The following is a 21,378-nucleotide window of genomic DNA, read 5'->3' as shown; positions in this document are numbered from 1 at the left end:
AGTTGTTAATTATCAATTGTCAATTAAAAAGTTGCCCAAGCAACTAACAGCCTTAAGGTGGTTATTGCGGCGGGGCTCACCTCTTCCCATACCGAACAGAGAAGTTAAGCCCGCCTGCGCAGATGGTACTGCAGTTATGTGGGAGAGTATGTCGTCGCCTTTCTTTTGAAGAACCCTGTTCGTAATAAAACGGGGTTTTTTATTCTAATTTTGTTTAAATGAAAATTTAAATAAAAAAGGTACCTTAGCTCAGATGGTAGAGCAATGGACTGAAAATCCATGTGTCCCTGGTTCGATCCCTGGAGGTACCACATAATGCTCGGATGGTGAAATTGGTAGACACGCTGGACTTAAAATCCAGTGAACAGCAATGTTCGTGCGGGTTCAAGTCCCGCTCTGAGTACTAAAAACTTCAACTGGTTTTACTAGTTGAAGTTTTTTTTCGAATAAAAATAAAGAATGCTGGTCATTTGTAATGAACTTTATAATAAGAGCGCATTATTTTAATCGAAAAAAAAGTAAGGATATAATTAATCCAAAGTTGTGAAAGACCTGGATAATTAAAAAATATTGGACGCATAGCTCAGCTGGATAGAGCACCTGCCTTCTAAGCAGGCGGTCGAAGGTTCGAATCCTTCTGCGTTCACAAGAAGCCACTCTAACCGAGTGGCTTTTTTGTTTTAAGTGGTTTTATTAACGCAGCTCAGCAGGATAGAGCATCCGGATTTCCAATCGGGACGGTCGAAGGTTCGAATCCTTCTGCGTTCACAAAAGCCATTCTAGCCGAGTGGCTTTTTTGTTTTATATCATTTTCAACTACATAGTTCAGAATCGATACAAAGTGGATCAGGTTTAAAAGGTTGTAATTTTGAAAAACTAAGCTATGTGGAGATAAACATTAGTAATGGTTTCAGTCATTGTAATAAAGTAAATAGTTCTAGTAGAGAATAACAAGAGATCGTGACAGCGCTAATCTGGCAGATTAAGCCACTGGCCAATAATCGAATCGAGAATAGACCAGGAGAAGTAAAAAAGGTTTAGATAGGGTGAATGATCTTACTTTGTTTGGAAATAGAAAAGCTAAAGGTTTTAAAGAATATTCTTTTATGAAATCAATAATTGTAGGCTGACATATCAAATCTTGTAGCTAAAAAAAACAAACTTTATACAACTTTAGCTTTTGTATAAAGTTTGATGGTATTTTAAGAATGCTTCTTTTAATTCTCAATAAACACTCCTATTTGTTGTAGATGTTTTTCGGTTTGATATTTATTAAAGTTATTCCATTTTGGAGGTGAACTTGTTTTTTTTCCGTACATAAGATCCAAGCAGACGTTATTGTCTTTGTATTTATCGTGTAAAACGGCCAAAATCTTAAAGAAAAACTGATCCAGTATAACAATGCCTTCAAATTCGGATTTTAGTTCATTATAATTACTATCTGATGGATTTAGTAATTGCAATAAGGTTAGGATTGTGTCCTTTTCAGTCTCATTGATTTCAGTTAGATAGCCAGTTTTTAAGGTCTTGAATACTAAATTGTTCCAAATCTCACTATCGTGTCCCCATTGAACGTCAGGCAGATTTAAGGAATGTTCGCAAATTAGAATAATCGAAAAAAGAACATCATTTAAGTATTCTGCCGGAAATTCATCAAAACTTCTGAATTCAAAACCGCTTTGGTACATTTTCTCCTGATTAAAATCCAGACCCACTTCAGAAAGTAATTCGTACTCCATTTCTGTCTCAATCTGATCGCGCCACCAAATATTATCTTCTTTTTTGAATTTTAGCAATTTTCTAAAGTCATCCACTTTATAGGTTAAAATTTTGCCCTTAGGCATTGCTTTATTAAAAGTTCCTACACCGATGTAGCGTGACATGGCATTTCTCATAGAACCTAGAGTAAATTTCTTGTCCAAACTATAGGTGTTGCTTATCACCCCCATAATATCAGGACTTCCAAGGGTGGCGATAAAAAAAGGCTCGAACCATTGCAATAAATAAATAGCATTGGCATGTGTTTTATTAAAATCACTATAATCGAGAATCCGGCTGTCTTTTGTTAGCGAGGGTAAGGTAATGTGAAAATGATATGTTCCGTTATTAAACAAAACGAGATTTTCCTGGTTGGTCATAAACATGTTAAGGCCATTGTTGTAATCTGGAAAATTTAATTTACCATCAAGTATTGCTGAGTCATTAATTTTATCAAGAAATAACTTTTTGGTTGCCTTTAATTCTTTGCATGAATCAGCTATTGTTCGATTTTCAAAATATTTAGTTACAAATTCTATAGAATCACCATCGAAATGAACAGATCCCATAGTTTTGTTTCTTTGGGTAATCATGCTTTGAATATTGTAAGGTTGATCTTCAAGGAAAAGTTCCATAATAGATTTCCCAAGATATTCAGGATTTTCAAGTGGTTGTGGATTTGCTTCAGTGGATTCGGCAGTAGGAACCAATGATTTTACTGGGGATAATGTTTTATGCTGATAGTTTATATCCAGTTTTTCCAGCGAATGACTGTTCATCATTCTGCTCACTTTATAGTTCTCGTTTGTGTCAAAAGCTTTTTTAAGTACAGGTGCCAAACTTTCTGGTTTGTAGCATTTTCGATAGTCAATGCTGTATTTTTCAAACCCAATTTTTTTTTGTATAAATTCACCAGAAACTATTAGGGATTCTTCAAATTGCATGTAGGTTTCGTTTTCTAATCCAATTCCCCAAAAATATTTTTTTGTCTGATTGTCTTTCATTTATACTAATTTTCTTTTTTAAGGTTGTTTTAAAGTGTTTATTTTTATGCTAAAATAAGAAGTTCATCTACTGAAATTCTGAGTCGTAAGATCTTTTAACAGATAAGACCTAATGGTTTGCATCTCTTAAAAAAGCTTTGTTTTGTTTGTAAAATGGTATGAATTAATAGTAGTCTGGGAAGTTGTACACTTGTATCGATTGAAAAATTGATTAAATAATTTTATAATGAGGGTATAAAATTATTATTCTTGTTAATTGTCTTTTTATCAATGATTTAAGTAAGCGTATAGGCGAATTACAACTCTTGCGATTTCTGTTTTTTTCAGGTTGCGAAAGTAGTTCTTTATTATGTTATTTCCAAACAGTTAAAAGGTTGTAAATCAGTAATGTTTGGTCATTCGGAGAATTGAAGGTATTCTTTTTATTTATTCATGGTAATAAAATACGTAGGAGGAGTATAATTCGTCATTCCACCAGTCTTTTCTAACTTCTGAAAAATAATTATAATTAAGTTTTCCTGCCTGTGATTGCAGGGGATATAGCACTACGCCATTCTCTCGATAGGCCAGATTTAAATTTGTTTCAGGAACAACGGGAACGATATGACCAGATAGTCCTTTTTCTCTTCTTTTGGCACAAATTATTCCTATTCCACCATTGGTATTTACTTTGTTTTGAATTTCATCGGGAGTAAACATTCTTTCCCAGCCAAACTGAGGTCCCCATTTTAGAAACCAATCGTGTATGGCACTGGAGTAAATGCGTTCAACAGTTTGCTCAAAAACAGCTTCCACTTCCTTTCCTTGCGCTATTTTTTCAAGTGCTTCTTCAGTCCACCAAACAGTTGGGAGATAAACGCCGCTGAAATAGCAATAATCATAAGAGTAAACATTACAGTAGGTATCTTCTACTGTCCTTTGATATCTAATATTGGTTTCGACATCGAGTTTATCGATAAGTTGGCTAATGCTTTTTTTCTTACTGGAAATATCTGTTTGATCTCTAAATGGAATGCCGGAATCAGAAAGGGGTCTTTCTTTCATGTAAACAGAATCTAAACGGGATTGGGGATCTGGTAATAAATCGGCTTTTTTTAGTTTACTATCCCATGTTAGATGTCCGTCTAGTGTTAAGGGTGTGGTTTCTGCTGTATATTTCTCCATCTTGACTGCTTAATTTTGAACTAGCATAACAGGTGGAATCGATTGTGTTCATAGTGTTATTCGGCTAGGTAAAAAGTAAATATAAGAATTTTAAGCTTTCCAATATGTTTTTTTACTGCCACAAAGGTTAATTGTTGAGTTAATCGAATAAATAGAACATTGACAATTTTTTATTTTGAAGAAAAAAAATGTAAATAATTAATTACTAACGTTTTATGGTTTTGTTAAATTTTGTTATTAGAATTTCAGGCAATACCTGTTCTGGAAAAATTGCAACACCCGTCTTATCATGCTGTCAGGTTAGTTTTTAGAGTGTTAAAAGGCAAGGGAGCAAAGGAAAATATTATGCAGACAGGTTAGATTTAGAAGTTTGATTGGATTACCTTGCGTGGTTTTGTTTATATTTACTTCTTACAATATATATATGTCATGAAATTAAGTTCGTCTTCCGCTCATACTTTACTATTTCTGTTTTGTCTTTTCTTTTATGGACTTTCTTCAAATGCTCAAAATGAATCCTATTCATCTGAGGATAATGAAGAAATTGCCGATACGACTTTTGTGAATTTGAAAGATTACAGTAGCGATTTCGTTTATGATATGAAATATGCTACTGAAGATAATTTTTTGAAGGCTAAAGTTTACGACTGTGCCGAATGTTTGCTGCGCTATAAAACGGTAAAAGCTCTGATAGCAGCAAATAATGATTTTATCAAGGATGGTTGTAGAATAAAACTTTTCGACTGTTATAGGCCTCTGTCCATTCAGAAAAAGATGTGGGAGATTGTATCGAATCCGGAGTATGTGGCAGATCCAAAAAAAAGGCTCCATCCATAATAAAGGAGGAGCCGTTGATATTACTTTAGTAAATGCTAAGGGAGAGGAGCTGGAAATGGGTACTAATTTTGACTTTTTTGGCATCGAGGCCAGTCATAATTATAAAAAATTTCCAGTGTCAGTCAAAGCAAATCGAAAATATTTAAAAAGAGTGATGATCAAAAACGGATTCAATTCTTTTGATTCGGAGTGGTGGCATTATAATTTAAAGACAGGTTTAAAGGATAAAGTCTCGAACCAAAAGTGGAAATGTGATTAATTATTCAACACATCTTATGTTTTCCATGAAGTAAGTATTCGGATGGTAAACTTTACCGTTGAGTTCAGAGGTTAATTCTCTTTTTACAATGTAATCTTCTATATTGGTCAGATATTTTATACGCATAATTGAAACAGGGGATTTTTTTGAGCTCTTCAAAACCTTCTTTCATGAACATAAAAATTCCCGTATTGATGCGATTATCGAACCCTTTTTCGTCATGAATAAGTGTACCACAGCTTTCTTTATCAATATGAATTAATGTTACGATTTTCCCGTTTTCTAATTGTAAAAAAACTTTTGAATTTTTATCAAAGCAGTTGGCTTTTATAAAATCTTTACTTTTTTGGATAAGTTGTAAATTTAAGGTCGGCAGACCGTCAGTTTGTGCCAGCGCGAAGAAAACATAATCAAAAGTGCCTCCAAAGTATTTTTCGCTGATCATGTAGTCGTTTGTTACTTTATAAGTCCCTAAGGAGTCGGTAACATTCGCACTGTATTCACATGGTTTTTGTGCAAAGGCGGTTAAGGTTAGTAATAAAAAGGTTAGTGTAATTAGTTGTTTCATTTTTAAGTTATTTTTCTGCAAATTAAAACTATTTTGTTATCATTTTTATCAGTTGTAAAAAAACAATACAAATTTCCGCCGTTTTTTATTTTCCATTTTTTTCGAATGTTTTCTACCGTGTCCGGAAAGTTTCGCGTTGTGATATTGGCCTGCTGATTGGCAAGTTCAATTTTCATCTCATTCTTACTGTATGAGATTGTTTTTTCGATTTCAAAACGTCGTCCGGGAAACTCGATTAAAGTTTCTGAGGTATAGAGATGAGAATGTTTATGAAGTTTGTTGATCTTAAAAATAGTACTTACTTCATCGAATCCTCCTGATTTCATAATAGCCGAATTGGGCTCGTAAACGTATTTTTGAGGAAGCTCGTAAGAAGGAAAACCAATTTCGTTTCCTAAAATAAAATCAAAAGTCTCGATTTTATCTTTCAGAATATTGGCCGTTTTTATGGTGATTTCGCCGGAATAATTTTTATGAATCTCAAAAAGCAATTCTTTTACTTCGTTTTCAAGAGCAATAATATGGATGTTTTTAACAAATTGAAGTTCCGATAATCCTGCAGAAAGATCTAATAGCGGAGCCGTTTTTATTAAAATGGATTCTGTTTTCTCAAAGTAAAAATTTAGCAAATCAGGAACATTGGGTAAGCAGTCTTTCAGCATAAAAACTTTACCTTTAGCGTCATTTCTACGGGACGGATCAATATAAATCCAATCCCACTTTTTATTGAATTGATTTAAAACTGAAGTAGAATCATCAGCATAGAAAGTACAGTTTTCGACTTTAAGCTGTTTGAAATTATGTTTTACAATTGCCGATAAATCGTTATTTATTTCGCAATGCGCTATGTTTTTGAATTTTTGAGAGAAATAGTAATCATCCACACCAAAACCTCCTGTAAGATCAATTAAGCTTTCTCCGGAAATTAAAGATGCTTTGTAAGCGGCAGTTCTTTCGGATGAAGTTTGTTCAACCGATATTTTAGAGGGATAAATAATATTTTCGGCAGCAAACCAGGTAGGCAACTTGTCTTTTGCTTTCGATTTTGCTTCAATCTGATTTAAAAGTACAATCCAGTCTATTTCAGGAAATGGATTTTTCTGAAGCGCTAATTTTGTAATCGGGACACCACTATTTTGAGTTATGAATTCCTGAATGTTTGGGGCTAAAATAGCAGTATTCAATGTTATATTCTTTCGGTTAATACAGAAACAATTTTGTTGTCAGGAAAAAATTCTTTTAAAATTACTTTCACCATGGTAAAGGCCGGAATGGCAATAATCATCCCAACAATCCCAAAAGTAATTCCACTGATTAAAGTAATCAGGAATATTTCTAACGGGTGCGAATTTACGCTTTTTGATGAGATTATGGGTTGACTGATGTTGTTATCAATAGCCTGAACCAACAGAAACCCTATAAGTACATAGATTGTTTTAGGAAGTATTTCCGATTGAAAATCACTTCCGATCATACTAATCATTGTTAAAAGTCCCGCGAGTATGGTTCCTATAATTGGTCCTATGTATGGAATAATATTCAAGATGGCACATAAAAAGGCAATAACAAAGGCATTTTTATTTCCAAAAATCATCAAAACAATTAAATACAGGATGAATACAACCGTTAGCTGCAGTAATAGCCCAATAAAATAACGGGTCAGAAAATGGTTTATTTTGGTTATTGAATTTAAGATTTTGTCTTCATTGGTGTCAGGAAGAATTTTTCGGGCACTAACTTTAAAGGCATCCTGATCTTTGATAAAGAAAAAGGTTATAAAAAATACAGATACCAATCCCATTCCCATATTGGCCATGAAGCCGATAATTGAATTCAGGAAACCAGTAAAGTAGCTGAAATCGATTATAGATGTGATTTTGGATTCTTTTAAAACCTTATCAAGATCCAGATGCTGGATATTAAAATAATTTTCAATACTGCGTTCTGTTTCGAGAAATTGCTGTTGCAGATTTTGAGTATCAAGTAAGGATAAATTATTGGCTTGCGAAATGATTAACGGCACAAACAGTAGAATAAAACCAACAATTGCAAGTATGAATAAGATTAGCGCTGTAGTTGCAGCCAGTGAATTACTGAACTTTAATTTATTCTTTAAAAATTGAATTAACGGATTGGCAATTAAACACAATAACAGCGAAATACACAGATAGACAATTACAGTCTGGATTTGGTATAGAAAATATAGGACAGCTGCGACAATCAGGATTGTTGTTAAAGCTCGCAAAATTCCGTTAGATATTGTTTTCGATGTTATCATGATTCGGTTTTAGATGATAAATATAGGAAAAAAGCTTTTGAAATTTTTGAAGTAAACAAAAAAAAGCGGGATGTTGCCATCCCGCTTTTCAGTTTGTTTTTTATACTTGTTTGGTATTAGATTCCAAAAGAAGCTCTTGGACCTCCGGTAACAAATATCGCAGCCATTCTGCTTTTTTGTCCTTGAGAGAACATATACATAGCGTTGTCATCAACGTAATCCATATAGTTCATTGTCATTTCAACTGGAGTTCCTGAACAAGTGCTATAGTGAGGATAAGCCGGTACACCATAGTTTGCAGTGTTGTGTGTAGGAGTATCTGAAACTAAATCGCTTCCACAAGTAGCATCTCCCCAGATGTGACGTAAGTTCATCCAGTGTCCTACTTCGTGAGTAGCTGTTCTTCCTAAGTTAAACGGTGCATTTGCTGCTCCGGAAAGACCAAAATATTTCGGGTCAACAACAACTCCGTCTGTAGCAGCAGCTCCTCCAGGAAATTGTGCATAACCTAAAATACCTCCTCCAATAGTGCAAGACCACATGTTTAGTTTTGTTGTTGGAGAAGTTGGTGCAAGACCACCTTGAGCTGTTTTCTTCATAGCATCGCTTGTTCCCCATGAAGTTTTGGTAGTAGATTTTCTAATTACCTGATCTAAAACGAATGTAATTCCAACATTTGCTTTTACACCAGAAAAAAGAGCTGGTACACTATTGTAATCTGAATTTAAGGCATTGAAATCTTTATTTAAGACATCAATTTGTGTTTGAATTTGCGCATTAGAAATGTTTTCTGCTGCAGTTCTGTAAAGAACATTAACTACGACCGGAATTTCAATTTTACCATTTACAAGACGTTTGGTAAGGATTGCATTTTCAGTGAAAGCATTGATTTCGTTCATTCTGATTGCTAAAGTTGGATCAGCTTTCAGTTGAGCTTCTAAAACTTCCTGACTTGCGCATCCGCGATGTGCAATAGCTTCAACTTTTGAATCCGCAGATTCTGATTGGTCGTTTTGGCAAGAAAACAGCACTAATGCTGTAAATGCAGTAACAATGATTTTTTTCATAATAACTTGGGTTTTTGTTATAAAAAATTTGTTTTGGTTAATTATAATGCAATTTTATAACAAAAAAATTATTGTAACAAAATATTTACATAATATTATTTGTGAGAATTTTACAAACCCTTGTACAATCTAGTTCTTACAAAAAAATAGCAAAAATAATTAAGAAGTAATTTCGTACAATGCTGTTTTTGAGAATGTTATTGCGTCGATTTTTATCGTTTATAGAAGATTTTTTTGACAAATATTACAGAGTGAAATTTTCGTAAGTATTTATACGTAAGAATAACTGTTAAATTAATGGTAATTTTGAATCAAATTAGCCATGAAATTCTATCCGACTGTCTTACATGTCAAACAATAATTCCTGGTATTTCTTCATTTGGAGTAAATCCGGAAGAAACAACAAAAGGTAGCATCAAAATAAGTTGTATACTTGAGATTTAAAATGTGAAAAAAATTAAAAAGAAGTAATTTCATAAAGGGCAATACTTGCCGCTTGTACAACATTCATACTGCTGTTCTTTCCAAACATATTGATGTGTACAATTTGGTTTGAAATTTTTAAAAGCTCTTCAGAGATTCCGTTAATCTCACTTCCAATTAAAAGTGCAATTTTTTGATTTTCAGGAATTAGAACTTCTCTTAGCGGTTTACTGTTGCTTGCGATCTCTAAAGCAATAATTTCAAAATTATTTTGAAGCAGATAGTCCGCCAGATCGGCTGTTTCTTCAATGATGGTGTGGGCTACATGAAGATGTGTACTTCGTGAAGTTTTGTTGATTTTTCGGGGAGTTAACGGAATATCTTTCCCTAAAAAAATGATATTCTCTACTCCAAATGCCTCACTGATTCTAAAAAGAGAACCAATATTCTGCTGAAAATAAATGTGATCACAAACCAATGTTATCGGAAATGTTTTTCGTTCAAATTGATTTTCTTCGTGAGTAAGCTGCACCTTCTAAAATTTAATTGGTAAAAATATAATTGATAATGTTGGCTCCCATTTTTAAGGCTTTGTCTCTAACCGGAGCAGGGTCATTGTGTACTTCGGGATCTTCCCAGCCATCTCCTAAGTCACATTCATAAGTATAGAGTAATACCAATTTGTTTTCGACAAAGATACCAAAGGCCTGAGCACGTGTTCCGTCATGTTCGTGGATTTTTGGAAGACCATTTGGAAACGGGAAAGGTTTCTGGAATATGGGATGATTGGCCGGAATTTCGATTAAGTTATTGTTTGGAAATACTTTTTTAATCTCTTTTCGGATGTATTGATCCATTCCGTAATTGTCGTCAATATGCAGAAAACCACCACCATTTAAATAATTTCTAAGATTACTTGCATCAGCATCGCTAAAAACAACATTTCCATGTCCCGTCATATGAACAAACGGATAAGAGAGCAGATCCGGATTACTCGGTTCTACTGTTGATGGTTTTGCTTTTATTCTCGTATTGATGTTAGCGTTGCAAAACTTAATTAAATTAGGTAATGATGTTGGATTGGCATACCAATCACCGCCACCGCTATATTTTAACAACGCAATCTCCTGTGAAAAGGAAGAAACAGAAACCAATAGTAATAATAGAAATATTTTTTTCATATCATTTAAGTCGTGGGATGTGAGTTATGGGGTATGAGTTATGAGTTATGAATTATGGGGATAACTATAAGCGGTAAATTTAAACAATTTCAAATTTTCGGTTAAACAGCAAAACAAATAAACGATTAAACAATTTAACAATACCGGGTTTAATTTTCATTAAAAAACACAACACTATGACAAGCTACAATTGCAGCAGTCTCCGTTCGCAATCGAGTATTTCCTAAAGTAACGGGTTGGAATTTGTGTTCTAACGCCAGTGCAATTTCTTTTTCAGAAAAGTCTCCTTCCGGGCCAATAAGCAGGGTTACACTTTCATTGGGTTTCAAAACTTCCTTTAAAGATTTTTTATCGGTTTCTTCACAATGCGCTATCAATTGCAGACCATCGTTTTTTTGTTTGATGAATTCTTTAAACGAAATAGCTTCATTTAATTTAGGCAGATAGGTTTCGTTGGATTGTTTCATTGCCGATAAAATAATCTTTTCAAAACGCTCCGGATTAATTACTTTTCTTTCTGAACGATCACAAAAAATAGGGGTGATTTCCTGAATTCCTATTTCCGTAGCTTTTTCCAAAAACCATTCAAAACGATCATTCATTTTGGTTGGTGCAACCGCTAAATGCAGTCTGAATTTTGGAGCAGACGATTTTTTGATCGAAATGACTTCTACTATACATTTATTGTCTGATGCTAAAGTAATTTGGGTTTCAAACAACAAGCCCGAACCATTGGTTACGTGTAGAATATCGGAATCTTTTTTGCGTAAAACTTTTATAATATGACGGCTTTCTTCTTTGTCAAAAGAAAAGCGTTCTGTAGATTCGTCGATATCAGGATTGTAAAATAATTGCATAATTAAAATTGAATTCGCGCTTTCGAAACTACTGCTGAAGTTTCGAAACGTTTTGATAAATATTTTTGATACCCCACAATTCCTATCATGGCGGCATTGTCGGTAGTATATTCAAATTTTGGAATGAAGGTTTTCCATCCGTATTGGCCTTCGCTTTCTTTCAATCGGGTTCTGATGCCTGAATTAGCCGAAACTCCTCCGCCAATAGCAATTTGTTTGATTCCGGTTTCTTTTACCGCTAATTTCAATTTGTCCATCAAAATTTCGATAATGGTATGTTGAATGGAAGCGCAAATATCATTCAGGTTCTCTTCGATAAAATTAGGATTTTCAAGTTTATTTTTTTGAATAAAATACAAGATGGCCGTTTTTAGTCCGGAGAAACTAAAGTCAAGTCCCGGTACTTTTGGTTTGGTAAAAGTAAAGGCTTTTGGATTTCCTAATTTTGCATATTTGTCGATCAGCGGCCCGCCCGGATAAGGAAGTCCAAGGATTTTGGCACTCTTGTCAAAGGCTTCGCCAACGGCATCATCAGTAGTTTCGCCAATAATTTCCATATCAAAAAAACCGTTTACTTTAACAATTTGAGTATGCCCCCCGCTGATGGTGAGCGCCAGAAAAGGAAATTCCGGTTTATCAAACCCTTCTTCATCGATAAAATGTGCTAAAATATGGGCATGCATATGATTTACAGCAATTAGCGGAATTTTGAGCGCTAACGACAATGATTTACTAAAAGAACTGCCTACTAATAAAGATCCCATTAAGCCCGGACCTTGCGTAAAAGCGATAGCAGTTAGTTGATCTTTTTGTACATTTGCCTTACGAAGTGCGGCATCAATTACCGGAACAATATTTTGCTGGTGTGCTCTTGAAGCTAATTCAGGAACAACACCTCCATATTGATTGTGAATTAACTGATTGGCCACAACATTTGAGAGTACTTTGTCGTTATGTAGGACCGCGGCAGCAGTATCATCGCATGAACTTTCGATGGCTAGAATAAAAACCTCTGAATTTTGCATATAAAAGCACGATTTTTGAATTATATTTGACGAATCAAATATTTGATTTTCTTTTATTATAAGGAGAAGCCAAAATTAAAGAATTTTTATCAAAAACAGCCGTTCTTTGTCTGTTCAAAGTAAATTTAAAAGAAAACTAAAATATAGCAGCTATCAGAAAAGTAAAGAAAATAATATCCCGAACCCTAATTGGTTTAATTTTACTTTTGTTAGCACTTGCTATCATCTTGGCTTTACCTGTGGTTCAGACCAAAATAGCGAGATACGTTACAGAATCTTTAAATACTGATTTTAAGACTGATATTAGTGTTGAAAAAGTTGCCATAAATATTTTTGGAGGTGTTAAACTCAAGAAGGTTCTGATTCGCGACCATCATAAGAAGACTTTAATCTATTCTGATATAATTACCACTGATATTCTTAGCATTAAAAGATTATTAGATGGTGATTTGCTTTTTGGAGATATTCGGCTGACCGGTATGATTTTTAATCTCAAAACGTATAAAAACGAAGACGAGAATAATATCAACAAGTTTATTAAGCTGTTTGAAACAGGAAAAAAAACACCAAAATCCAACAAGCACTTTTTGCTGACAGCCAAGAATGCTTACATATCTCAGGGGGCTTTTTCTGTTGTGGATGAGAATAAAAACACGCCAAGATTTCTTGATTTTAAAAAATTGAATGCGTACATCAGCGAGTTTAAGTTATACGGACCGGATATAAATACAAATATTCACCGATTTTCTTTCTTAGATCACCGAGGATTGTATGTGTCAAACTTTGCTGGGAAGTTCAGTTACACTAAAAAGCAGATCAAGGTTGAAAATCTGGCGATAAAGACTAAAAGATCATCTATTTACGGAAAAGCGATTTTAAACTATAAAATTGAGGATTTTCTACATTTTACCGATAAAGTAAAGTTTGATGTAGCTTTAGATTCTGCTTCCATTGCGTCAAATGATATTCGTTATTTTTATGATGGCTTGGGAAAAAACCAGCATTTTAAAATTAAAACAAAAATAAAAGGAACCTTGAATGATCTTAATTTAAGACGTCTTAGATTGAGTGATACTAATGGTTCAAGAATCTTTGGAACCATTAACTTCAAGAATCTTTTAGGAAGCAAAACACAGAAGTTTTCTATGGATGGGAAGTTCGAAAGACTGGTTTCGAGTTACGATAATCTGGTGGTTTTATTGCCGGGTATTTTGGGTAAAACACTTCCAAAGGAATTACGACGAATTGGTAAATTCAATATCGTTGGAAAAGCAAAAGTTTCGACTACAGCCTTAGAAACCGATTTTAAAATGATTACCGATTTAGGTAACGGTCAGGTCGATTTGCACATGAATAATATTGATTTTATTGACAAAGCCTCGTATTCCGGAAATGTAATCCTGGAGAATTTTAATATTGGTGCGGTATTGAATCGCAAAGATATTGGAAGAACGACTTTGAATGTAGATGTAGACGGAGTAGGGTTTACCGAAAAATACCTCAATACCATTGTTAAAGGAGATATCGCAAAATTAGATTACAATAAATACACCTACAATAATATTGTTGTAAACGGTAATTTTAAATTGCCTTATTATAAAGGACAGGTTTCTATAAATGATCCAAATTTAAGTTTACTGTTTGATGGAATGGTCGATTTAAGTAAGCGTGAAAATCGCTATGATTTTCATATTAACGTAGACAATGCCGATTTGCGTAAACTTAAATTTATAAACGATTCTATTTCGCATTTTAGAGGAGATGCCGTTGTAGCAGTGACCGGAAATTCGATAGAGAATTTACAGGGAACGATTTCGATCAAAGAGGCTGTGTATCAAAATCCTCAGGACACCTATGTTTTTGATGATCTTACAATCAACTCACATTTTGATGCCGATAAACTGCGAACAATTACTATTGGTTCTAATGACGTAGTAAAGGGTGAAATAGTAGGTAAGTTTCAGTTTGCACAACTGGACAAGCTGGTCATGAATTCAGTGGGAAGTTTGTATACCAATTATAAGCCTTACAAACTTAAGAAAGGGCAATTTTTACGTTTCAACTTTCATGTGTACGATAAGATAGTGGAGATGTTATATCCGGACATCAAAATTGATTCAAGTACCACAGTGAGAGGAAAAATTGATTCGGATCTTCAGGAGTTTAAATTCAAGTTTAATTCCGAAAAAATTGTCGCTGCCAAAAATACCTTTGACAATATTCGAATTACAATCGATAATAAAAATACGCTTTATAATGCTTATGTAGAGCTGGATAGTATTAAAACACCATATTATAAAGTACGCGATTTTAATTTGATTAACGTTACGGCCAAAGATACTCTGTTTGTACGATCTGAATTTAAAGGAGGGGATAAAGGGGAAGATTATTATAATCTGGATCTCTATCATACTATCGATAAAAATAAAAACAATATCATAGGGATTAAGAAGTCTGAGATGAAATTTAAAGACTATTTATGGTATTTAAATGAAGATGCTGAAAAAGACAATCAGATTGTTTTTGATCAGTACTTTAAAAATTTCACTATTGATAATATTGTATTGTCTCATGAGAATCAGAAAATAGATTTGAATGGTGTCATAAAAGGGAAAGATTATAAAGATTTGGTGTTGAATTTTGAAGATGTGGATATTAATAAAATAACACCTTTTAATTCTAAGTTCGTATTTAATGGTAATTTAAATGGAAATGTAAATTACAAACAGAATAAAGATGTTTATCAGCCCACGGCCTCTATTGTGATTGATCATCTGAATCTGAATAAAACGGATTTAGGTACGCTTAATTTTGATATTGCGGGAGATGAAAGTTTTAAAAAATTCACAATCAATTCCTCTATTCAAAACGGATTTACAGAATCGTTTAAAGCAGAAGGAACTTTTGCGGTTGAAAATAAGGAGACCTTTTTAGATTTGAGTTTGAAACTTGAAGGATTTAATCTGGCGACTTTAGGAACAGTTGGAGGTGATGTGCTTTCTAATGTTAGAGGATCGGTTTCAGGGAATGCCGCCGTGGTGGGGAATCTGAAAAAACCTGAAATTAACGGACGTTTGTATGTGGAGAAAGCCGGGATGACCATTCCATACCTGAATACAGATTACGAATTAAGCGATCGTACCGTGATTGATTTAACAGATGAAAAATTTCTGTTTAGAAACAATCAGCTGACTGATACCAAATATGGGACAAAAGGGTTGTTGAACGGTAGTATAGAACACCATAATTTTGGCGACTGGAAGCTGGATTTAAATATTACGTCTAAACGATTGCTTGCTCTGGATACTAAAGACAGTGAAGATGCCGCTTATTTTGGTACGGCTTTTATAAATGGTACTGCCAGTATTAAAGGTCCTACAGAAGGATTGTTTATAAAAGTAGAAGCGAAATCAGAAAAAGGGACTCAGGTTAAGATTCCAATAAACAATACACAAAGTGTTGGAGAGAGTAGCTGGATTCATTTTGTAACACCACAGGAAAAGTACAATCTGGCAAATGGTATACTTGAAAAGACCAAGAATTACAACGGATTGGAACTGGAGTTTGATTTTGATATTACTCCCGATGCCGAGGTAGAGGTAATTTTAGATCGAAGTTCCGGACATGGTATGAAAGGAAAAGGATACGGATCGCTGTTGTTTAAAATTAATACACTGGGTAAATTTAATATGTGGGGGGATTTCCAGGCATACGAAGGAACTTATAATTTTAAATACGGTGGTTTAATTGATAAAAAATTCTCCGTTAAAAAAGGAGGATCTATTATTTGGGAAGGAAACCCGATGAAAGCACAATTGAATCTGGAAGCCGTCTATAAAACAACTGCAAATCCGGCAGTACTGTTAGACAATACTTCTTCATTCAATAAAAAAGTACCGGTCGAAGTGGTAATCGGATTGCGTGGAGACTTGGCCAGTCCGGAACCTAATTTTGACATACAGTTTCCTTCTGTCAGTACCGTGCTTAAATCAGAGATACAATATAAGTTAGACGATAAAGACATTCGTCAGACTCAGGCCTTATATTTACTTTCTACAGGTTCGTTTATGAGTACAGACGGATTTAGTCAGGGTGATTTTTCAGGAACCTTAACCGAAACCGCTTCCAGTTTGTTAGGAGGTATTATAAAATCAGATAATGATAAGGTCAATATCGATTTGAATTATATCTCAGCTGATAAAAGACTTGGGCAAGAAGCCGATGGACAGTTTGTGGCGAATATATCCGGTCAGATCAATGAAAGAATTACAATCAACGGAAAACTTGGAGTTCCGGTAGGTGGAGTAAATGAATCTGCTATTGTTGGAGATATCGAAATCTTGTACAGAGTTAATGAGGACGGATCAATGAATCTTCGTTTGTTTAATAAAGAAAACGATATCAATTATATAGGACAAGGGATTGGGTATACACAAGGTGTTGGTATTTCGTATGAAGTGGATTTTGATACTTTTAGCGAGCTGGTAAATAAAATTTTCAAAAATCATAAGCTGGAAAGAGCGATCAAAAATTCTACAAACGATTTGCAGGACAACAATCTAAATCCTGATTTTGTTAATTTCTCGAATAAAAAGAACGCAGATAAGAACAAAAAGAAGGAAGAGAAGAAAGAGAAAAAAGAAGAACCAAAAGTTCCTCCACCCATAAATAACGAAGGATTAATTCCTGACAATGACTTTTAGAAGATTTGTTAAAAAGATACAGATAAAAAACCATTCGTTACTGCGAATGGTTTTTTTGTTTTAATTTTAGAGACTTGCTTATTTTTTGCTAGTAAGGATTGCTGTCAAATTTTATAACACTTCAGTAATGTATTGTTAATTTTAAATATTCAATTTAAATAGGGGACATTTATTATGGAGAATGAAATTTTTGCTTTAGAAAAACTTATTAACGAAAACGTTTGAATTTAACATATTTTGCTAATTTATTATAAAGATAACCCGATAAGTGGTGAATGTTTGCTAATTTTACACTTTAATACTTAAATAATGCCAAAAACGATAAAAAAAGTTGGTGTTCTAACATCAGGAGGTGACTCACCAGGAATGAATGCCGCAATACGATCAGTTGTTCGAACATGTGCTTATCATAATATAGAATGCATAGGGATTTATAGGGGATATCAAGGAATGATTGAAGGTGACTTCAAAGAAATGGGGCCCCGTAGCGTAAATAATATTGTGAACAAAGGCGGAACGATTTTGAAATCAGCTCGTTCAGTTGAGTTTAGAAGCCCGGAAGGTAGAAAAAAAGCGCACGAAAATCTTTTAAAAGCCGGAGTAGATGCTTTGGTTGTCATTGGAGGAGACGGAAGTTTTACCGGAGGATTAATTTTTAATTCAGAATACGGTTTTCCGGTAATGGGAATTCCAGGAACAATTGACAATGATATTTTTGGAACCAGCCATACTTTAGGTTATGACACAGCCTTAAATACTGTTGTAGATTGTATCGATAAAATTAGAGATACTGCAAGTTCGCATAACCGTCTGTTTTTTGTAGAGGTAATGGGTAGAGATGCAGGTCATATTGCTCTTAATGCCGGAATTGGAGCCGGTGCAGAAGAAATTCTTATTCCTGAAGAAGATTTAGGTTTAGACCGATTATTAGATTCACTTCAAAAAAGTAAAGCTTCAGGAAAATCATCAAGTATAGTAGTTATTGCCGAAGGAGATAAAATAGGTAAAAATGTTTTCGAATTAAAAGATTATGTTGAAGCCAATCTGCCGGAGTACGACGTTAGAGTATCTGTATTGGGACATATGCAGCGTGGTGGTTCTCCATCTTGCTTTGACCGTGTTTTAGCAAGCCGTTTGGGAGTAAAAGCGGTAGAATCTTTAATAGAAGGTAAATCAAATTATATGGTCGGTTTGCAGGCTGATAAAGTTGTTTTGACACCTCTTGAACAAGCAATTAAAGGTAAATCTGAGATTGACAGAGAATTGTTAAGAGTGTCCGATATCATGTCGACATAAAAAAAAGTTTAAAAAAGGAAAGAAGTTTATTGTGAGGAAATTAGACTTTGAATTAGTGTAATAAAAAACAAAAAATTAAGTAAAATGTCAAAAGTAAAATTAGGAATAAACGGATTTGGACGTATCGGAAGAATCGTTTTTAGAGAAACTTTCAATAGAGATAATGTAGAAGTAGTAGCAATCAATGATTTGTTAGATGTAGATCACTTGGCTTACTTATTAAAATATGATTCAGTTCACGGACGTTTCAACGGAACTGTAGAAGTAATAGACGGAAAACTTTTTGTAAACGGAAGAAACATCCGTATCACTGCTGAAAGAAATCCTGCTGATTTAAAATGGAACGAAGTAGATGTAGATGTAGTTGCTGAATGTACTGGTATTTTCACAACAATCGAAACTGCAAACGAGCACATCAAAGGTGGTGCTAAAAAAGTAATTATCTCTGCTCCGTCTGCTGATGCACCAATGTTTGTAATGGGAGTAAACCATGAAACAGCAAAAGCTACAGATTTAGTGGTTTCTAACGCTTCTTGTACAACAAACTGTTTAGCTCCTTTAGCTAAAGTAATTCACGATAACTTCGAAATTGTTGAAGGTTTAATGACAACAGTTCACGCAACCACTTCAACTCAAATGACAGCTGATGGTCCTTCAAGAAAAGACTGGAGAGGCGGACGTGCTGCAAGCATTAACATCATTCCTTCTTCAACCGGAGCTGCAAAAGCAGTTGGAAAAGTAATTCCGGCTTTGAATGGAAAATTAACAGGAATGTCTTTCCGTGTTCCTACTGCTGACGTTTCTGTAGTAGATTTAACAGTAAAAGTGGCTAAAGAAACTTCTTATGAAGAAATTATGGCTGTTTTGAAAAATGCTTCCGAAACTACAATGAAAGGTATCTTAGGATATACAGAAGATGCAGTTGTTTCTCAGGATTTTATTTCTGATAAAAGAACTTCAGTAGTAGATGCAGGAGCTGGAATCGGTTTAAATTCAACTTTCTTTAAATTAGTATCCTGGTACGATAATGAGTACGGATATTCAAGTAAATTGATTGATTTGTCTGTGCATATCGCAGGTTTAAAATAATAATATATATTTTTGCAAAATCCCGTTATTGAATAGTAATGGGATTTTCTTATTTTGTTGCTTCTTTAATTAAGGTAAAAACACATTTTTTATTTAGCTAAAGAAAGACTAATCCAAAAACTAAATAAAATGAAATTAATAGTTGATAGTGGATCTACTAAAGCCGATTGGATTGCAATTGATGATAATGGAAAAGTATTATTCACCACACAAACTTTAGGATTAAATCCTGAAATTCTTGACGGTCCGGAGATAGTAGAAAGATTAAACGATCGTTTTGATATTCTGCAAAATAAAAAGAACGCGACGCATTTGTTTTTTTACGGAGCAGGTTGCGGAACCGAGAGAATGAAAATAGAACTTTCTCGAATATTTCAGGAATATTTTGAGAATGCAATTGTAGAAGTTCAGGAGGATACTTATGCCGCAGTATATGCAACTACTCCAAAAGGAGAAGCTGCGATCGTGAGTATTTTAGGTACCGGTTCTAATTGCAGCTTTTTTGATGGTAAAGTATTGCACCAAAAAGTTCAGTCACTTGGGTTTATCGCAATGGACGACTGCAGTGGAAATGTTTTTGGAAAAGAATTAATCAGAAAGTACTATTTCAATAAAATGCCAAAAGAACTGGCTGTTGAATTTGAGAAAGAGTATAATTTAGAACCTGATTTTATCAAGAATAAATTGTACAAAGAACCAAATCCAAACGCCTATTTGGCGACCTTTGCAAAGTTCCTGATCAAGCATAAAGACACTGAGTTTTGCAGAAAAATTATCTTCAAAGGAATGAAATCTTTCGTGAAAAACTACATCAAGCAATTTGACAATTGTAAAGAAGTTCCTGTTCATTTTGTGGGGTCAATTGCTTTTTATTTAAAAGACGAATTACAAGAAACTTTTGATAAATACGGACTTCAATTGGGTAACGTTTTAAGAAGACCAATTGATGGATTAATTGCTTACCACGTTGCAAATCAATAAATAAAAATAGAATATGGAAATTGCTATCATAGCTCATGATGGGAAAAAAGCAGACATGGTTCAGTTTTTGAATAAAAACAAGGCTTTACTGCTTCAGGAAAACATTAAATTAATCGCAACTGGAACTACAGGTAGTAAGGCTGAAAACGCCGGTTTTAAGGTGAAAAGAATGCTCTCAGGACCAATGGGAGGTGATGCGCAGATTGCTGCGAGAGTGGCAGAAGGAAAGACGAAAATGGTTTTCTTCTTTAAAGATCCGTTGGCAAGCCATGCTCACGAAGTAGACATCAATATGCTGATTCGTGTTTGTGATGTTCATAATGTACCTCTGGCAACTAATGAAGCTTCGGCACAGTTACTGCTTAATGCCATTGCGCTGCAATTATAGAATTTCTAATTTTAGATATAAAAAAAACCGTTACAACTTGTAACGGTTTTTTTGTTTCAGGTTTCAAGTTTCAGGTTATGCTCAAAGTGTCAAACTTGAAACTTGAAACAATTTTTATTGTACTGCAATTATCGAAATTTCAACATTTACATTTTTAGGTAAACAAGCAACCTGAACAGTTTCACGAGCAGGAGCCGTTTTTTTCGTCGAAGTAAGAACCGTAAACGGTGTTTATAGCTGCGAAATTATTCATGTCCATGATAAAAATGGTAGCTTTTACTACATTTTCAAAAGACATATCGGCAGCTTCTAAAATGGCTGCAATATTTTCCATTACCTGTTTGGTTTCATCATTGATATTGTCTGTTACAAGTTCGCCGGAAGTTGGATTGATCGCAATCTGACCTGATGCATAAAGTGTGTTTCCTGATAATACTGCCTGATTGTAAGGACCAATTGGAGCCGGTGCCTTTTCGGTAAAGATGATTTTTTTCATAATA

Annotated in this window: 15 protein-coding genes, 4 tRNA genes, 1 rRNA gene and 2 pseudogenes; 11 read left to right on the top strand and 11 right to left on the bottom strand. The window is 34.2% G+C overall.

Annotation, left to right across the window (positions count from 1 at the left end; translation table 11 throughout):
- The first annotated feature begins 53 nt into the window (after window positions 1-53).
- The 5 genes from rrf (at window position 54) to C245_RS0116260 (ending at window position 768) form a co-directional block, all read left to right on the top strand.
- Window positions 54-163 (top strand): 5S ribosomal RNA (rrf, locus tag C245_RS0116280).
- A gap of 75 nt (window positions 164-238) precedes the next feature.
- A tRNA-Phe gene (locus C245_RS0116275) sits at window positions 239-311 on the top strand.
- Between the two features lie 6 nt (window positions 312-317).
- Window positions 318-403, top strand: a tRNA-Leu gene (locus C245_RS0116270).
- Between the two features lie 169 nt (window positions 404-572).
- A tRNA-Arg gene (locus C245_RS0116265) sits at window positions 573-646 on the top strand.
- Between the two features lie 49 nt (window positions 647-695).
- Window positions 696-768 (top strand) — tRNA-Gly (locus tag C245_RS0116260).
- Between the two features lie 449 nt (window positions 769-1,217).
- Here C245_RS0116260 and C245_RS0116255 read toward each other — a convergent pair.
- Entirely contained in the window at window positions 1,218-2,762 is a 1,545-nt protein-coding gene (locus tag C245_RS0116255) for a hypothetical protein (protein WP_017497671.1), read from the bottom strand.
- Window positions 2,763-3,188: 426 nt separating this feature from the next.
- The gene (locus tag C245_RS0116250; RefSeq protein WP_017497670.1) at window positions 3,189-3,926 is read right to left on the bottom strand and encodes a hypothetical protein; all 738 of its coding nucleotides are present in this window, start codon (window positions 3,924-3,926) and stop codon (window positions 3,189-3,191) included.
- A 429-nt stretch (window positions 3,927-4,355) separates the two neighbouring features.
- On the opposite strand from C245_RS0116250, the pseudogene C245_RS23195 reads away from it, so the two are divergent.
- Window positions 4,356-5,022, top strand: a pseudogene (locus tag C245_RS23195) (M15 family metallopeptidase).
- Between the two features lie 64 nt (window positions 5,023-5,086).
- Here the strand turns inward: C245_RS23195 and C245_RS23190 are convergent.
- The 8 genes from C245_RS23190 to tsaD form a co-directional block, all read right to left on the bottom strand.
- Window positions 5,087-5,590 (bottom strand): hypothetical protein, encoded by a 504-nt coding sequence (locus C245_RS23190; RefSeq protein WP_232424375.1) that lies wholly within the window; start codon window positions 5,588-5,590, stop codon window positions 5,087-5,089.
- A 2-nt stretch (window positions 5,591-5,592) separates the two neighbouring features.
- Entirely contained in the window at window positions 5,593-6,774 is a 1,182-nt protein-coding gene (locus tag C245_RS0116235) for a class I SAM-dependent methyltransferase (RefSeq protein ID WP_017497669.1), read from the bottom strand.
- Between the two features lie 2 nt (window positions 6,775-6,776).
- Window positions 6,777-7,868 (bottom strand): AI-2E family transporter, encoded by a 1,092-nt coding sequence (locus C245_RS0116230; protein WP_017497668.1) that lies wholly within the window; start codon window positions 7,866-7,868, stop codon window positions 6,777-6,779.
- A gap of 116 nt (window positions 7,869-7,984) precedes the next feature.
- Window positions 7,985-8,935, bottom strand: coding sequence for a zinc metalloprotease (locus C245_RS0116225; protein ID WP_017497667.1), 951 nt, complete (start codon window positions 8,933-8,935; stop codon window positions 7,985-7,987).
- Window positions 8,936-9,392: 457 nt separating this feature from the next.
- Window positions 9,393-9,890 (bottom strand): TrmH family RNA methyltransferase, encoded by a 498-nt coding sequence (locus C245_RS0116220; RefSeq protein WP_017497666.1) that lies wholly within the window; start codon window positions 9,888-9,890, stop codon window positions 9,393-9,395.
- 10 nt (window positions 9,891-9,900) lie between these two features.
- Window positions 9,901-10,539 carry a DUF4159 domain-containing protein gene (locus tag C245_RS0116215; RefSeq protein ID WP_017497665.1) on the bottom strand — a complete coding sequence of 213 codons (639 nt, stop codon included), beginning with the start codon at window positions 10,537-10,539 and terminating at the stop codon, window positions 9,901-9,903.
- Window positions 10,540-10,688: 149 nt separating this feature from the next.
- Window positions 10,689-11,396, bottom strand: coding sequence for a 16S rRNA (uracil(1498)-N(3))-methyltransferase (locus C245_RS0116205; protein ID WP_017497664.1), 708 nt, complete (start codon window positions 11,394-11,396; stop codon window positions 10,689-10,691).
- Window positions 11,397-11,398: 2 nt separating this feature from the next.
- Window positions 11,399-12,421 carry a tRNA (adenosine(37)-N6)-threonylcarbamoyltransferase complex transferase subunit TsaD gene (gene tsaD, locus C245_RS0116200; RefSeq protein WP_017497663.1) on the bottom strand — a complete coding sequence of 341 codons (1,023 nt, stop codon included), beginning with the start codon at window positions 12,419-12,421 and terminating at the stop codon, window positions 11,399-11,401.
- 206 nt (window positions 12,422-12,627) lie between these two features.
- Here tsaD and C245_RS0116195 point away from each other — a divergent pair, with 206 nt between their 5' ends.
- From C245_RS0116195 to C245_RS0116175, 5 genes are all read left to right on the top strand, one after another.
- Window positions 12,628-17,124, top strand: coding sequence for a translocation/assembly module TamB domain-containing protein (locus C245_RS0116195; protein WP_035746847.1), 4,497 nt, complete (start codon window positions 12,628-12,630; stop codon window positions 17,122-17,124).
- A gap of 309 nt (window positions 17,125-17,433) precedes the next feature.
- On the top strand, window positions 17,434-18,420 hold the full coding sequence (gene pfkA / locus C245_RS0116190; RefSeq protein WP_017497661.1) for a 6-phosphofructokinase: 987 nt from the start codon (window positions 17,434-17,436) through the stop codon (window positions 18,418-18,420).
- Between the two features lie 84 nt (window positions 18,421-18,504).
- Window positions 18,505-19,509: a type I glyceraldehyde-3-phosphate dehydrogenase gene (gene gap, locus C245_RS0116185; RefSeq protein WP_017497660.1), complete on the top strand. Its 1,005-nt coding sequence runs from the start codon at window positions 18,505-18,507 to the stop codon at window positions 19,507-19,509.
- 129 nt (window positions 19,510-19,638) lie between these two features.
- Window positions 19,639-20,490 carry an N-acetylglucosamine kinase-like protein gene (locus C245_RS0116180; RefSeq protein WP_017497659.1) on the top strand — a complete coding sequence of 284 codons (852 nt, stop codon included), beginning with the start codon at window positions 19,639-19,641 and terminating at the stop codon, window positions 20,488-20,490.
- A gap of 13 nt (window positions 20,491-20,503) precedes the next feature.
- Window positions 20,504-20,878, top strand: coding sequence for a methylglyoxal synthase (locus C245_RS0116175; RefSeq protein ID WP_017497658.1), 375 nt, complete (start codon window positions 20,504-20,506; stop codon window positions 20,876-20,878).
- 114 nt (window positions 20,879-20,992) lie between these two features.
- Here C245_RS0116175 and C245_RS23185 read toward each other — a convergent pair.
- Window positions 20,993-21,374, bottom strand: a pseudogene (locus C245_RS23185) (RidA family protein).
- Window positions 21,375-21,378 lie beyond the last annotated feature (4 nt).

This window comes from Flavobacterium sp. WG21 (assembly GCF_000335775.1).
Lineage (GTDB): Bacteria > Bacteroidota > Bacteroidia > Flavobacteriales > Flavobacteriaceae > Flavobacterium > Flavobacterium tructae.
This window is presented reverse-complemented; position numbering and strand designations above follow the sequence as displayed.